The organism is Brevibacillus sp. HB1.2, assembly GCF_013332495.1.
GTDB lineage: Bacteria > Bacillota > Bacilli > Brevibacillales > Brevibacillaceae > Brevibacillus > Brevibacillus porteri.
The window spans coordinates 110751-124771 of the sequence record NZ_JABMIU010000003.1; the positions used below are offsets into that span (position 1 = coordinate 110751).

General features: G+C 45.5%; 14 protein-coding genes and 1 pseudogene. 13 read left to right on the top strand and 2 right to left on the bottom strand.

The features are described 5' to 3' along the window. Positions 1–36: 36 nt before the first annotated feature. The 8 genes from HPY28_RS08625 (at position 37) to HPY28_RS08660 (ending at position 7149) form a co-directional block, all read left to right on the top strand. Positions 37–1134: a cysteine protease StiP family protein gene (locus HPY28_RS08625; RefSeq protein WP_052168355.1), complete on the top strand. Its 1098-nt coding sequence runs from the start codon at positions 37–39 to the stop codon at positions 1132–1134. Continuing rightward, positions 1131–1937: an HAD family hydrolase gene (locus HPY28_RS08630; protein WP_017250919.1), complete on the top strand. Its 807-nt coding sequence runs from the start codon at positions 1131–1133 to the stop codon at positions 1935–1937. Before HPY28_RS08625 ends, HPY28_RS08630 begins: the two co-directional genes overlap by 4 nt. Positions 1938–2097: 160 nt before the next feature. Continuing rightward, positions 2098–2706, top strand: coding sequence for a TerD family protein (locus HPY28_RS08635; RefSeq protein ID WP_017250920.1), 609 nt, complete (start codon positions 2098–2100; stop codon positions 2704–2706). 45 nt (positions 2707–2751) lie between these two features. Beyond that, positions 2752–3333 (top strand): TerD family protein, encoded by a 582-nt coding sequence (locus HPY28_RS08640; protein ID WP_017250921.1) that lies wholly within the window; start codon positions 2752–2754, stop codon positions 3331–3333. 36 nt (positions 3334–3369) lie between these two features. Continuing rightward, the gene (locus HPY28_RS08645) at positions 3370–3954 is read left to right on the top strand and encodes a TerD family protein (RefSeq protein WP_017250922.1); all 585 of its coding nucleotides are present in this window, start codon (positions 3370–3372) and stop codon (positions 3952–3954) included. A 70-nt stretch (positions 3955–4024) separates the two neighbouring features. Then, positions 4025–5263: a TerD family protein gene (locus HPY28_RS08650; RefSeq protein WP_174230407.1), complete on the top strand. Its 1239-nt coding sequence runs from the start codon at positions 4025–4027 to the stop codon at positions 5261–5263. A gap of 55 nt (positions 5264–5318) precedes the next feature. Then, positions 5319–6014 (top strand): TerC family protein, encoded by a 696-nt coding sequence (locus HPY28_RS08655; RefSeq protein WP_017250924.1) that lies wholly within the window; start codon positions 5319–5321, stop codon positions 6012–6014. 115 nt (positions 6015–6129) lie between these two features. Continuing rightward, positions 6130–7149: an ATP-grasp domain-containing protein gene (locus tag HPY28_RS08660; protein ID WP_174230408.1), complete on the top strand. Its 1020-nt coding sequence runs from the start codon at positions 6130–6132 to the stop codon at positions 7147–7149. 299 nt (positions 7150–7448) lie between these two features. Here HPY28_RS08660 and HPY28_RS08665 read toward each other — a convergent pair whose 3' ends face one another. Together HPY28_RS08665 and ytvI are read right to left on the bottom strand one after the other, a co-directional pair. Beyond that, entirely contained in the window at positions 7449–8675 is a 1227-nt protein-coding gene (locus HPY28_RS08665; protein WP_069845755.1) for a pyridoxal-phosphate-dependent aminotransferase family protein, read from the bottom strand. A gap of 92 nt (positions 8676–8767) precedes the next feature. Then, positions 8768–9799: a sporulation integral membrane protein YtvI gene (gene ytvI / locus HPY28_RS08670; protein ID WP_017250927.1), complete on the bottom strand. Its 1032-nt coding sequence runs from the start codon at positions 9797–9799 to the stop codon at positions 8768–8770. A gap of 263 nt (positions 9800–10062) precedes the next feature. On the opposite strand from ytvI, the gene HPY28_RS08675 reads away from it, so the two are divergent. The 5 genes and pseudogenes from HPY28_RS08675 (at position 10063) to HPY28_RS08695 (ending at position 13998) form a co-directional block, all read left to right on the top strand. Next, positions 10063–11337 carry a cation:dicarboxylate symporter family transporter gene (locus HPY28_RS08675; protein WP_017250928.1) on the top strand — a complete coding sequence of 425 codons (1275 nt, stop codon included), beginning with the start codon at positions 10063–10065 and terminating at the stop codon, positions 11335–11337. Between the two features lie 62 nt (positions 11338–11399). Next, a complete protein-coding gene (locus HPY28_RS08680; RefSeq protein ID WP_174225686.1) occupies positions 11400–11600 on the top strand; it encodes a hypothetical protein in 201 nt (66 codons plus the stop codon). A gap of 264 nt (positions 11601–11864) precedes the next feature. Continuing rightward, positions 11865–12422, top strand: coding sequence for a GNAT family N-acetyltransferase (locus tag HPY28_RS08685; protein ID WP_174230409.1), 558 nt, complete (start codon positions 11865–11867; stop codon positions 12420–12422). Positions 12423–12528: 106 nt separating this feature from the next. Then, positions 12529–12821, top strand: a pseudogene (locus HPY28_RS08690) (phosphoribulokinase); the annotation flags it as partial. 268 nt (positions 12822–13089) lie between these two features. Further along, the gene (locus tag HPY28_RS08695; protein ID WP_174230410.1) at positions 13090–13998 is read left to right on the top strand and encodes an NUDIX hydrolase; all 909 of its coding nucleotides are present in this window, start codon (positions 13090–13092) and stop codon (positions 13996–13998) included. Positions 13999–14021 lie beyond the last annotated feature (23 nt).

A 14021-nucleotide genomic window follows, 5' to 3' on the forward strand; every position in this document is an offset into this window, starting at 1 on the left:
CAGTTGTTACAACGCGTAATCCAAGAACCTTCACCAATGGGCAGCTACCCTCCAGGTGATGTGACATTTCTGCTTAAAGAGATAAACGGATTGATAAGGGAGACAGGGACAGAGGATCGTGAGGAATTAATTCAGACGGGACACCATTACTCAGAGATGCTACCGATCGAATACCGTCCAACAAAAGAATATATGGAATTGTTCCATCAAACCTTACAAACATCAGCCAAAAAGGTTGCATTGGCAGTTGCCATCGTAGCAGAGCTGATTAAGGCTACGAAGGGAAATAATGTAGTGATTGCCTCACTTGCCAGGGCAGGAACGCCAATTGGCATTTTAATAAAAAGGTATCTGGAATCCATTCATCGGCTACATATTCCACACTATAGCATCTCTATTATCCGTGGAAAGGGCATCGATGAGAATGCTCTTTTGTATATGCTAGACAAGCATCCAGGAGCCAAAATTCAGTTTGTGGATGGATGGACGGGAAAAGGTGCGATTACGCGGGTGCTGCAAAAAGCGATCAAATCCTTTAATGAAAAGCTGGGAACTCATCTTGATGACGATCTGGCAGTATTGGCTGATCCTGGTCATTGTGTGAGCAAGTTTGGAACACGGGAAGATTTTCTTATCCCGAGTGCATGTCTCAATTCTACGGTATCAGGCTTGGTCAGTCGGACTGTTCATCGCCAGGATTTAATCGGACGTACAGACTTTCACGGGGCGAAATACTATCGTGAATGGTTGTCTGAGGACGTATCCAATCTTTTTGTTGATACCATCGCTAAACATTTCCACGAGCTGGCAGACACAGCGAAGCAACAGTGCAGCATGCACTTGATTCAAGATGAGGAGCAATGGATCACATGGAGTGGCGAACGTGATATCCAGCGAATACAACAGGATTACAAGATAAATGATATCAATCTAATCAAGCCTGGAGTGGGAGAGACCACTCGTGTCCTTTTGCGAAGAGTTCCGTGGAAAATCCTTGTGAATCGAATGGATAATCCTTATTTAGCCCACATTCTTTTGCTGGCCCATGATCGCGGTGTACCGGTTGAAGAACGTTCAGACCTTTCCTACTCTTGTTGTGGGATCATTCGTCCACAGGGGGAGGATAACCGATGATCTTTGCCAGTGATCTTGACCAGACGTTGATATATTCGGAGCGGTTCTTAACGGACCCGACGCTGCAGGTACGCTTAATCGAGCAACTGGATGGAAAGCCAATTTCGTATATGACAGAGCGGGCACTATTGCTACTGCAAGAGATCCATAAGCACATGCTGTTTATTCCAGTGACTACGAGAACGATCGAGCAATATAGGAGAATCACGGTATTTCAGAACGAGCTGCGGCCTGCGTATGCGGTCACGAGCAATGGTGGGAATATCATCCGTAATGGGGCTGTCGATGAGTCGTGGAACAAAAAAATTCGTGAGCGTATAGAGGATGAGTGCATATCCATCACGGATATTTTGGCGCGTTTTGAAGACATAAAAGACTCAAGCTGGATTCTCAATGGAAAATCGGCAGAAGATCTGTTTCATTATTTCATCATCGATCGCCAAAATATGCCAACAAGCGAATGGGACGGTTTTGTGCAATGGATGGAGCAAGGCAATTGGACAGTATCCATCCAGGGGAGAAAGCTTTATTTTGTGCCAAGAGCCGTGAATAAACGCGATGCAGTCCTCTATGTAAAAGACATCGAAAAGAGGACAGAGATTTTCGCATCGGGAGACTCTTTGCTCGATTTGCCTTTGGTGTCCTGCACGAAAAACTCTCTGATTCCTTCTCATGGGGAAATCTATCATCTTGCTCAAATATCAGCACAAGACACACCGTTTCAGTTTACAGCTAAGAATGGAATACGAGCGTCAGAGGAAATTCTTGACTGGGTCATTGAGCAGATAAAGATAACACGTTAAATCTGTAAAATGTTATTACTTGTCAAAAAATTGCACATATCGTCGATTTTACGGGATTCATGTAGATATTTTGGTAGATTTATGAAATAATAGTGATGTCTAAAAAATTTTACTTCATTACATGAATCTGTAAAATTTTAATGAGGTTGGGAGGTAGAACATGTCAGTAGTCAGTTTGCAAAAAGGTCAGAAGATCGACCTGACAAAAGGGAATGCAGGATTAACTAAATTGTTAGTTGGTCTAGGCTGGGACCCGGTCAAGAAAAGTGGCGGGTTGCTTGGAGGCATTTTTGGTGGCGGGAGTAACGCAAACATCGATTGTGACGCTTCCGTAATTATGCTCGACCAGAACGGGAAAATAACTAAAGAGAAGAACCTTGTTTACTTCGGCAACAAAAAAAGTCAATGCGGCAGCGTATCACACTCAGGAGATAATCTCACCGGAGATGGTGAAGGTGATGATGAGCAAGTGAACGTAGACTTGAGCCGAGTACCCAATGATGTACATAAATTGGTGTTCGTTGTGAATATTTACGATTGTGTGAGTCGTCGCCAAGATTTCGGGATGATCGGCAATGCGTATATTCGCGTAGTCAATGCTTCGAACAATCAGAATTTGTGCAAGTTTAATCTTACCGATAATTATTCGGGAAAAACTTCGTTAATTATTGGAGAACTATACCGTTACGATGGTGAGTGGAAGTTTTCTGCGATTGGCGAAGGGACGACAGACACAGCTATCTCCCAACTTGTAAGAAGATATAGTTAATTTGAAAGTTTTTAAAATGAATGAAATATAAGGAGGTTTTTTAACATGGCAGTATCTTTGCAAAAAGGTCAAAAGGTAGATCTCACGAAAACGAATCCTGGTCTGGTTCAAATTCAGGTAGGTCTTGGTTGGGATACAAACAAGTATGACGGTGGACAAAGCTTCGACCTCGACGCTTCCGTATTTCTCTTGAATGATGCAGGAAAAGTACTGGATGACCAACACTTTATTTTCTTCAATAATGCAACTAGCCCTGACGGTTCCGTTGTGCACTCTGGTGATAACCGCACTGGCGAAGGGGAAGGCGACGATGAAGTAATCAATATTGATTTGTCCAAAGTATCGGCTAGTATTCAAAAAATCTCTTTTGCTATCACGATTTATGATGCGCAAACTCGTAACCAAAACTTTGGACAGGTTTCCAACGCTTATGCACGCGTGGTAAATCCTGCAAACAACGAAGAATTACTCCGCTATGATTTGGGCGAAGACTTCTCTATCGAAACTGCGATTGTAGTTGGAGAGCTGTATCGTAACGGTAGCGAATGGAAGTTCAGTGCAATCGGTTCTGGTTACAAAGATGGATTGGCAGGACTCGCTCGCGATTTCGGAGTAAACATCGGATAGGAAGCATACAAATCACAGATGAAGGATTGAATTTTTATGTCAGTTATTAGTTTAACTAAAGGTCAGAAAATTGATCTTACAAAAGGCAATCCGAATTTAACAAAAATCGTTGTTGGTCTTGGTTGGGACACAAATAAATACAGTGGCGGACAAGCTTTTGACCTCGACGCAGCTGCTTTCCTTTTGCGTACTGGTGGAAGAGCGTCCGGGATTCAAGATTTTGTCTTTTACAACAACCTTCAAGGCGGGAATGGATCTGTGGTTCACACTGGTGACAACCTGACTGGTGAGGGTGACGGCGACGATGAGCAAATCAAAGTGGATTTGAAGGCTGTTCCAGCTGACATTGAAAAAGTAGCGATCACGATTACGATTCATGAGGCTGATATCAGAAACCAAAACTTTGGACAAGTATCAAATGCGTTTGTTCGAATTGTAGATGAGACAACAGGCAGAGAAGTTCTGCGCTACGATCTTGGAGAAGATTTCTCTGTAGAAACGGCAATTGTTGTTTGTGAATTGTATCGCCATCAAGGCGAGTGGAAGTTTGCAGCCGTGGGTAGCGGTTTTTCCGGTGGTCTACGAGCGTTAGCCAATAACTTTGGTTTGCAAGTTTCATAATTTCCAGAAATGGGTGCTAGTAATTGCGCTAGCACCTGTTTTCTGACCTTTGAAATAAAGGGTGATCGAAATGGGAATGACGACGATTAAGGGACAAAAAGTCGATATAACGAAGTCAAATCCTGGACTTTCCAAAATTACAGTGGAACTGAGCTGGACTGCTAACGATGGGCTTGACCTGGATGCTTCGGCTTTCTTAATCGGGAAAAGTGGTAAAGTGAATAAAGAAGAAGATTTTATTTTCTACAGCAACCCCAGATCAACGAATGGCTCTGTATCTCTTCAAACAGGATCGAGCGAAAGACAGCGTTTTGACATTGATTTAATGAATGTACCACTTGATGTAGAAAAGATCGCTTTTACTCTTACCATTTATGATGCGATTGCACGTAATCATTCATTTAATCGTGTTTCGAGTCTTTATCTTCGTATTCTACATCCTTCTACTAACACTGAAATTATTCAGTTTCCGCTCGATAGTTTTACGATTGAAAATGCAATTGTGGCAGGAGAGCTATACAGACATCAAGGACAATGGAAATTTAATGCGATTGGTAGTGGCTTTCATGGCGGTCTGGCAGCTTTGTGCGGAAACTTTGGGATCGAGGTATCCCAAGAAAAAACGCCGGAGTCGAAAGCGCCAGAACCAAATCCTGCACCGAAACCCGAACCGAAACCCGAACCCGTCGTGTCTACTTCTCCCCCTATTTCGATCACAAAAATTGAGTTGAAGAAAAAGGGAGAGGCAATTAGTTTAAAGAAAACCTCAGCAAACCTGGGGCAGCTCTTAGTTAACCTCAACTGGAATAAAGGCACAAAGCAGAACACGGGCTTTTTTGGTAGAAGCAAAGGAATTGACTTAGACCTTGGCTGCCTTTATGAATTATCAGATGGATATAAAGGGTGTATACAAGCATTAGGTGGAAATCTTGGCGACTACCGCGACTTTCCTTATATTGCATTAGATGGGGATGACCGCACAGGCACCCGATCAGAAGGAGAGAATCTACGTATCAACGGAAATAATGTCAAGGAATTCGAACGAATCCTAATCTACGCTTTTATTTACGAAGGTGTTGCCAAATGGGCAGAAACCGATGGTGTGGTAACGATTACGCAAGCTGACAATCCAGCCATCGAAGTGAAAATGGATGTGCATGACCCGCGTAAAGGGGTGTGTGCCGTAGCGATGATTGAGAGACAAGGTGATACGTTCAATATCAGGAGATTGGTTGAATACTTCTCCGGTCATCAGGAGATGGATCGTTACTACGGGTGGAATATGCGCTGGACAGTCGGTTCGAAATAGCAAAAGATACAGTTACTATTTGCGGACATCATTAGAAATGGAGTGAACTGTATTTATGGAAATGATAGCTGATTTTTTAGTTCAATCATGGAGCGCGCTACTAGCGATCATCCTGATTGACATCGTGTTGAGCGGAGACAATGCTGTTGTAATTGCAATGGCAGCGAGAAATCTCCCGAAACAACAACAGAAGAAGGCCATTTTTATTGGTACTTTTGGTGCGATTGCGCTACGTATTGTTTTTGCTGCGATGGTGGTCTGGCTGATTCAAATTCCGCTTTTAAAAGCAATCGGTGGTTTACTGCTTCTTCAGGTAGCCTACAAGCTGTTAGCTGCTGATGAAGGCGAGGACAACATCAAGAGTGGAACGACCTTAATGGGTGCAGTAGGGACGATCATATACGCAGATGCGTTGATGAGTTTGGACAATGTAATCGCGGTTGCAGGTGTGAGTCACGGAAGCATTACGTTAATCGCAATTGGTGTACTTGTCTCGATTCCGATTATCCTGATCGGATCGGCATTTATTTTGAAGGCTTTGGAAAGATTCCCAATCATTGCTTACATTGGATCGGGAATTCTGGCTTGGACTGCTGGCGATATGATTGTGAAAGACAAAATCATTCAAAATTATATTTCTAGCACAGTTGGTCTGATTATTACTATCGTTTTAACGGTCGCTGTCATTCTGGCTGGGTGGTTGAAAAGTAGAAAAAGCAAAGAGGAAAAATCAGAAAAAGCTGTTGCCTAGTTTTTGATTGTGTGAAAAGTGGTAAGTCCATAAAGAAGATACATGATAAGAGCGAGGTCATTGCGACTTTCGCTTTTCTTTATAAATAATGAAGAGTTGAAGGGAAGAACTTCTCATGAAGAAACGCATTTGGTTTAATCGTACTTTCTCTACAGCGTATCATTTTATTGATATGATTCGTACAAATCCGGACGGTTTGGACTTTGAGTTTTATGTCACTCACCCAAAACGGTATAGCGTGATGCTGCAAAATGCTGATGTTGCAGAGATTGAACCAAGCTTGTCAATTCCAGAGTATATTGAATACTGCGTGCAGTTTTGTCAGAAGCATCAGATCGATATCTTTTTCCCGAATTATAGACTGGTGGAAATTGCAAAGCATATAGATCGGTTTGAACAAGTAGGCACATCTGTTCTAGTATGCAAAGATGCCGACTTATTAGAAACCGTATCAGACAAAGGAAAGCTCTTTCAAGCCTTGAGGGATACCCCGGGATTACACATACCTGATTATTTCATTGTCAACACAAGCGAGCAATTTAAGATTGCCTATGAGAAGCTAAGAGAAAAAGGACATAAGGTCTGCTTTAAACCTGCTAGTGGCGAAGGAGGAGCGGGCTTTCATATCATTGAAGAACACATGAATCCCCTAGACAAGCTGCTCGGATCAAGCAACCAAACGATCGCCATCGAAGAAGTTCTGAGCATCATAGGGGATCAAATCGTAGATGACATCATGGTCATGGAGTATTTGGATGATTGGGAATACAGTATTGATTGCCTGGCAACAGAAGAGGAGTTAATTGCGATCGTACCACGGAAAAAAGTAGAAGGACGAATTCGTTTGTTAGAGGATAATCAAGCACTTATAGATCTGGCAAAAGCAGTCCATGAACAGCTGCGACTTCCTTACCTTTTCAACGTTCAAGTAAAGTACAAAAATGGTGTGCCCAAATTATTAGAGATTAATCCGCGAGCGTCAGGCGGTTTGCATTCTTCATGCTTATCAGGTGTGAACTTCCCTTATCTTGCTGTGAAACTTCTACTGTCGGGGAAGGTTGAGGTAGCTGCACCAAAATTCGGGGTGTATGCGACTCATATTGAAAAAGAGATTGTATTACGACAATTGTTATAGAGAAAACTATCAAAGTGGAGAGTCAAAAAAATCAAGTTCCGTCCCATCCCTCAGTGGGGAACGTACCTTCGAAGGGAATGGGAGAACACAAATAAATTTGACCCGAACAAGATCGTAGACCGGGCAACATATGAGGCACCGATGCAGCAGCCAATGGGTATTCGCATGTGCTGGTCAACGGGAAGATCATCGTGTCAGATGGGCGTCTTACAAATGTGACTAGTGAACGGTAATTCGCAATCAGTTGTGAACATAATAAAAGCCGCTCGGGTATTATATTGACCCGGCGGCCTTTGTTTTTAGCTATGATAAATATCTAAAGCAGCTTGTACAGCCCGTCCTGCATGCACACGCGCTCCATGCCGGATGAGAACCGCTTCCAACGCCCCTAGCACATGCAAAATATTTTTCTTCCGGCAGCTGTAGCCCATTGTGCCAATCCGCCAGATTGTCCCTTTTAGTGGCCCGAAGGAACTGGCAATTTCAATATGAAAATCCTCGAGCAGCATAGCGCGGACTGACTCTCCGTCCAGTCCCTCAGGAATTTTGATGCAGGTCACGACGGGAAGCTTGCAAGCCGGATCGCCGTAGAGCTGCAATCCCATCGCCAATACACCAGCGACCAAGGCTTGTTCATGCAAGCGATGTCTGGCGAATCTCGCTGCCAGACCTTCCGTGAGGGCAATGCGCACTCCCTCGCGCAAGGCGTATAGCATCGTTGTCGCCTCCGTATGGTGGTTCAGCCGTGCAGGTCCCCAGTAATCCATGAGCTGGCTCAAGTCAAAATAGTTGCTGCGGATTGTTCGGGTTTGAGCAGATTTTGGAGTAGAGGGATCAGCGAGACCACGCTCGATCTTTTTCCGCTGGAGCAAGAGCGCTTCGACACGAGAATTAAACGTGATAGGAGCCATCCCAGAGGGGACAGACAAGCATTTTTGCGTGCCGCCAATACATGCGTCGATATACCAATCGTCTACCTTCACTTCTGTCCCGCCGATCGAAGCGACAGCATCGACGACAAATAGGACATCCATCCGGCGGCAAGCTTCTCCGATTTCCTTCAAAGGCTGAACGCATCCGGTGGATGTTTCGCCGTGAACCATTGCTACGATTTTGGGCTGAACTCGCTCGATTTCGGCAATGACGTCCTGCGGTTCAAAGACACTTCCCCAGCGCGTTTCCATCGTAATCACATCTGCTCCGTACCTTTCCGCAATCTCCGTGAGCAAGTGCCCGAAGCGTCCATAAATGGGCACAAGCACCCGATCGCCTGGTTCGATTATGCTACACAAAACGGCCTCAATGCCCGCCCGGGAAGTTCCGTCAATAGGGAATGCCCAATGATTGGATGTCTGAAACAATTTCCGAAGCATTTCCATTGTTTCGTTCATGATGTTCGTGAATTCTGGATCGAATTGTCCCAAAATGGGTGAACCCATTACGCGAAGAACACTAGGCTCGGCCTCGACGGGCCCTGGCGTCATGATCGTCCGTTGTGAAGTGGTCAGTTCTTTGTATGCACACATAAGCGCTCCCCCAGCTCTTTCTATATTAACGGCCGCTTTTCCGATTCATCACCGGAAAAAACGGCCATAGCACTACCTATCTTTTGTGCCCATCAAAAATCTATTTTGAAATTCAAGAATCCAGCTTTCCGCAGCGCCTCGTAGATGATGACGAGCGCTGGACCGAGTATCAGCCCGAAAAATCCCATCACCTGAAATCCAAGGAACAAGCTGACAAGAGCGGCAAGAGCACTAATTCCCAGATTAGATGCGAGTACCTTTGGCTCAATAATGCGGCGGACGACCGTAATCACGAGGAAGATGACGATCAGGCCGATTGCCAAATAAGAGTTGCCCATCAAGAAGTTGTATATGGCCCATGGAACGAGGAACGAGCCTGCGCCCAATATGGGGAGAATATCGACGAAAACAATCATGAGCGAAATGACGGCTGCATACTTGACCTGCAAAATGAGCAATCCCAAAAAGGACAGCGTGAACGTCATCAGGCTCAAGATGATTTGGGCACGTAGAAATCCAACGGTGGCACGGTTCAATTGAGAGATAACCACCTCAACCTTTTCACGAGCAGACACCGTGAACATTCTCATGAAGCCCGCACGTAATTTCGGTAAATCGAGACTGATCAAAAACAAGGCAACCAAGTAAATAATCGTGGAGATCAAAAAGCCCGGAACGATGGCTGCCACACCGAGAATGCCTTTGGCAACGGTGGAGGCTGAAGTAAGCGCCCAGCTCTTGAGACCAGCGAAGACACTCTGGATTTCCGAGACGGTTTCGGCAGGTAGCGATTCATAGTAAGTTTCCCAGCTCATCAAATAGGATTCGACCAACTCGAAAATATGCTGCGAAAAAGCTGGTAATCGCTGAGCCAAATCAATTCCCTGAATCACGATCTGCGTACCAATCCAGTACAGTACGATTCCAAAAGAAATGAGGAACAGGAAAAAGGATGCGATTACCGCACTCATCCGATTCATACGTAGCCTTTTGATAAGAAACAAGACGAGCGGCTCAACCAGAATTGCTGTTAACAATGCTAGCAAAAAGGGAACGGAGTAAGGTAAAAGAAACAACCCGACTGCCAGAACCAGTAGCAGGATGATCATTTTCCGAATCGTCATGACTGCGCTCCATTCTTAATGAAAAATCGCTGAAAATTGATTCCCTTATTTTATCATTTTTCCAGAAGCGAACACAATGAGCCCAGTAATATCGCGATTCGATAGCGTATTATCAGAAAAAATAAAGAAATGAAAAGAATATAAAAAAGGGGAAAACACAAAAAGTCATGATATGATTCTCACCTATATACCACTCAAGTTTGATGCGTGTAAGCATATCGACTTGAGAGTCACATCTTAATCTTTCATAGCGAGGTGTCAGAATGAAGCGGTTTGGATTAGCGATGCAGATTGTCGTCGGTCTCATTCTGGGTATCCTGGTGGGTGCTATTTTTTACGGCAACCCGGCAGTGGCGACCTATTTACAGCCTATCGGTGATATTTTTCTCCGATTGATTAAAATGATTGTCGTTCCGATCGTTGTTGCCACGCTTATTGTGGGCGTAGCAGGCGTAGGTGACATGAAGAAGCTGGGCAAAATCGGTGGTAAGACAATTCTGTATTTTGAAATCGTTACCACGATTGCCATTATCGTTGGTCTTTTGGCGGCGAACATTTTTCAACCAGGTGTCGGTGTGGATAGAACAGTTCTTACCAAAACCGATATCCACAAGTATGTAGACACGGCAGAAACGACACAAAGCCACGGCATGGTGGAAACATTCGTCAATATTGTGCCAACCAATGTGTTTGATTCACTGGCTCGTGGCGACATGTTAGCCATTATTTTCTTCTCCGTTCTGTTTGGACTTGGTGTAGCAGCAGCAGGGGAAAAAGGAAGGCCCGTTCTCAACTTCTTCAATGGGGTTGCAGACGCGATGTTCTGGGTTGTAAACACAATCATGCGTTTTGCTCCATTTGGTGTTTTTGCACTGATTGGTGTTACCGTTTCCAAGTTTGGATTGTCATCGCTCATTCCATTGGGCAAACTGGTTATTTTGGTTCACTTTGCCATGTTGTTCTTCATTTTGGTGGTATTGGGCACCATTGCACGTATCAGCGGAGTCAAAATCACTTCCATTCTGCGTGTACTGAAGGACGAGCTGTTGTTGGCTTACTCCACTTCCAGCTCCGAGACTGTACTGCCTAAAATTATGCAAAAAATGGAGAAGATGGGCTGTCCGAAGGCGATCACGTCTTTTGTTATTCCGACAGGCTACTCCTTCAACCTGGATGGTTCCACACTGTACCAAGCACTGGCTGCACTGTTCATTGCGCAAATGTATGGTATTCACATGCCAATTAGCACACAGATCACGCTGATGCTCGTACTGATGGTTACGTCCAAAGGGATCGCTGGTGTACCGGGAGTATCGTTCGTAGTACTGTTGGCTACGCTCGGCTCTGTAGGTCTCCCAGTAGAAGGTCTTGCTTTCATCGCCGGTGTAGACCGTTTGATGGATATGGCTCGTACAGTTGTTAACGTAGTAGGTAATGCGTTGGCAGCAATCGTGATCTCTCGTTGGGAAGGTCAGTTCGACAAAAAGAAAGCAGACGATTATGTTCAGGCAGTAAAAGCCGATCCGACTGCTGCTTAATATAAGCAACAAAAAGTCTTTAAGAAGCCTCCTGTCAGTGAATGAGCTGGCAGGGGGCTTTTTTGCATTTGGTTAAAAAAGTGGCTTTGGTGGTGGAAGAAGCGCATTTCCAGTCTACGCTTCGGCCTACGCCCCTCAAGGGGTATAAATGTCCGCTTCGTAATAAATGGCGGGATCGCTTCAAACTTGACCCGCCATTTATTCCTACGCTGGGGCGGGCTCCAGAGGCACTTGGTCTGGAAATGCGCTTCTTCTACGTGTAGAGAGATAACAAATTTTTAGACTGATTAATAGAGTATGAGACTAGCAGTTTAGAACAATGAACCAAAAAAGGGGAATTGAATATTTTACCGAATATCGAACATTTGGGGGAAACTACTTAAAAGGGGTATTTTATTGAAGAACTATGAAATTAAGAGAGCGACCTTGAAGAAATTATCTTAGGTGGTCTCAAGGAGGAATACATGAATGATATATGCTGTTAGACATGGACAAACAGAATTAATATAGAGAAGGGAGATTACACCATGTCGGATGAGATCACAGTGCACCCCGTCACCTGGCCACCTGCCCCGATCAAGACCGAGCGGCTCGTGCTCCGCCAGTCCAAGGCCCGGGACCGTGCGGCGCTGATCGACCTCTTCGCCTCACCAGAGGTGGGCACCTACGTCGGCGGCTCCCGACCGCGTGACGAGCTCGAGCGCGCGCTGCCCGAAGTGCCCGGGCAACGCTTCGGCTTCTTCGTGGTAGAGCTCAATGGAACAACGATCGGCATGATCACGCTCGATCGACGCGACCCGGAGCGTAAGGGTCACATCCGTCCAGAGGGCGGGGAGCCCGAGCTCGGCTACATGTTCCTACCGCAGGTGTGGGGACACGGGTACGCCACCGAGGCGTGCGCTGCGGCGCTCGACTGGTTCGCCGACGCGCATCCCGGCGAGCCGGTGGTGCTCTCCACCCAGACCGCCAACGAGGCCTCGATGCGTGTCGCGGTGAAGCTGGGGTTCACCGAGGTGGAGCGGTTCGAGGACTACGGCGCCGAACAGTGGCTCGGCGTATGGTACCCGGGCACGCCGTCCGATTGAGCTCATGCCCGACAGCGCGACGGCTCGCCGAGGCCACCGATCGGCCGTCTTGCCCTGATCGAATGGCTAGCGTGGAGCTGTCGCAAGGACAGATCTTATTTGATGTAATGAAGTGAATTACATTAATACAGATTCGTATATTGTTAGTTCGAACATACGAAAGCATACAATTATCGACTATACATATCAAAACGAAAATCACCGTTATAAAATGACTGCTTGTCATCCATCAGCAGAAGAACCGATATCAACTATTTAAAGCAGTCACATGAAGAACGTCGGATTCAGTACGAAGTGTTTATGCATCCGTACAGTCAGCGGTTTGATATTATTATCAAAGCTTCTGATGAAGGATTATGTCTAGAAAAAAATACATTTGATTTTAAATTATTCAGCTAACGGGATCGATAGTTAAAATGAGTCAGTCTAAAACTAATTTTCAAATATCTAGTGATATAGAAGACCGGAACTCCTTGTACCATAAGGGGTTCCGGTCTAATACTTTATTTTCACTGAACACTACGTAGCTTTTTGATAACAACCTACTCTGATTTTATTAGTTGACACCAAAAACAGGAAAGAGTAATATGATACCAACAACTTGATAATAACAATTTGTTAATAACAAAAAGACAACAACAATTCAGCAGCTAAAAGAGGCGATTGGATGAAAGATAAACCTTATGTCAATAAACGAGGTCAAACCGAACGGGAGTACTTGGAGGCTTATGATGTCAGCCAATTCGAGCGGCCGTCTGTGACAGTCGATATGCTGGTATTCACCGTGATGGATGAGCTGGAGGAGAATTACCGCAAGCTCTCGCCCAAGTCGTTGAAAATATTGCTTGTGAAGCGTGGGGAGCATCCGTATATCGGCCAATGGGCGTTGCCAGGCGGGTTTGTTACACCTGGGGAGAGTCTGGAGGAGGCAGCCAGACGCGAGTTGCGTACGGAAACAAACGTAGACGACATTTACTTGGAGCAGCTCTACACCTGGGGAGATACGGGCAGAGATCCGCGGACATGGGTCATCAGCACGTCGTACATGGCCTTGGTAGATAGCTCGTCTTTACAGCTGCAAGCAGGGGATGATGCAGATGAAGCGGAGTGGTACCGCATCGAGGACAGGTGGCTGAAAGAAACGAAGACGGCGACATCGGACGGCTCCATTACTGAAAAATGGCTGGAGCTGCGCCTTGTGCACGAGAGTGAAGAGCTGTCTGCCACCATTAAGATCACCAAAACAGTAACGGGCCGTACCGTACGTGAGACCCGCGAAATTGTAGAGACGAACAACATTGCATTTGATCACGCCAAAATCATTCAATACGCACTGGAGCGATTGCGTAACAAGATTGAATACACGGACATCGCCTTTGCCTTAATGCCGGAGCTGTTCACGCTAAGCGATCTGCAACAGGTGTACGAGGTGGTTTTGGGACGTGAACTGTTGGCTGCGGCGTTTCGGAGGAAGGTAGCCGACAAAGTGCTGGAAACGAATCAATATCGAAAACACGCCGGGCACCGACCATCCAAGTATTTCCGCTTTAATCCGGAATGGATGGATCAGACGTAGCCCCGTACTAGGGAGGAAATCAC

What these genes read in the sequence shown, in the direction of transcription:
- HPY28_RS08650 (WP_174230407.1), top strand. Translation starts at nt 4,025, where the DNA reads ATGGGAATGACGACGATTAAGGGACAAAAAGTCGATATAACGAAGTCA.
- HPY28_RS08660 (WP_174230408.1), top strand. Translation starts at nt 6,130, where the DNA reads ATGAAGAAACGCATTTGGTTTAATCGTACTTTCTCTACAGCGTATCAT.
- HPY28_RS08630 (WP_017250919.1), top strand. Translation starts at nt 1,131, where the DNA reads ATGATCTTTGCCAGTGATCTTGACCAGACGTTGATATATTCGGAGCGG.
- HPY28_RS08625 (WP_052168355.1), top strand. Translation starts at nt 37, where the DNA reads ATGGGCAGCTACCCTCCAGGTGATGTGACATTTCTGCTTAAAGAGATA.
- HPY28_RS08685 (WP_174230409.1), top strand. Translation starts at nt 11,865, where the DNA reads ATGTCGGATGAGATCACAGTGCACCCCGTCACCTGGCCACCTGCCCCG.
- HPY28_RS08655 (WP_017250924.1), top strand. Translation starts at nt 5,319, where the DNA reads ATGGAAATGATAGCTGATTTTTTAGTTCAATCATGGAGCGCGCTACTA.
- HPY28_RS08640 (WP_017250921.1), top strand. Translation starts at nt 2,752, where the DNA reads ATGGCAGTATCTTTGCAAAAAGGTCAAAAGGTAGATCTCACGAAAACG.
- HPY28_RS08695 (WP_174230410.1), top strand. Translation starts at nt 13,090, where the DNA reads ATGAAAGATAAACCTTATGTCAATAAACGAGGTCAAACCGAACGGGAG.
- ytvI (WP_017250927.1), bottom strand. Translation starts at nt 9,799, where the DNA reads ATGACGATTCGGAAAATGATCATCCTGCTACTGGTTCTGGCAGTCGGG.
- HPY28_RS08635 (WP_017250920.1), top strand. Translation starts at nt 2,098, where the DNA reads ATGTCAGTAGTCAGTTTGCAAAAAGGTCAGAAGATCGACCTGACAAAA.
- HPY28_RS08665 (WP_069845755.1), bottom strand. Translation starts at nt 8,675, where the DNA reads ATGTGTGCATACAAAGAACTGACCACTTCACAACGGACGATCATGACG.
- HPY28_RS08675 (WP_017250928.1), top strand. Translation starts at nt 10,063, where the DNA reads ATGAAGCGGTTTGGATTAGCGATGCAGATTGTCGTCGGTCTCATTCTG.
- HPY28_RS08645 (WP_017250922.1), top strand. Translation starts at nt 3,370, where the DNA reads ATGTCAGTTATTAGTTTAACTAAAGGTCAGAAAATTGATCTTACAAAA.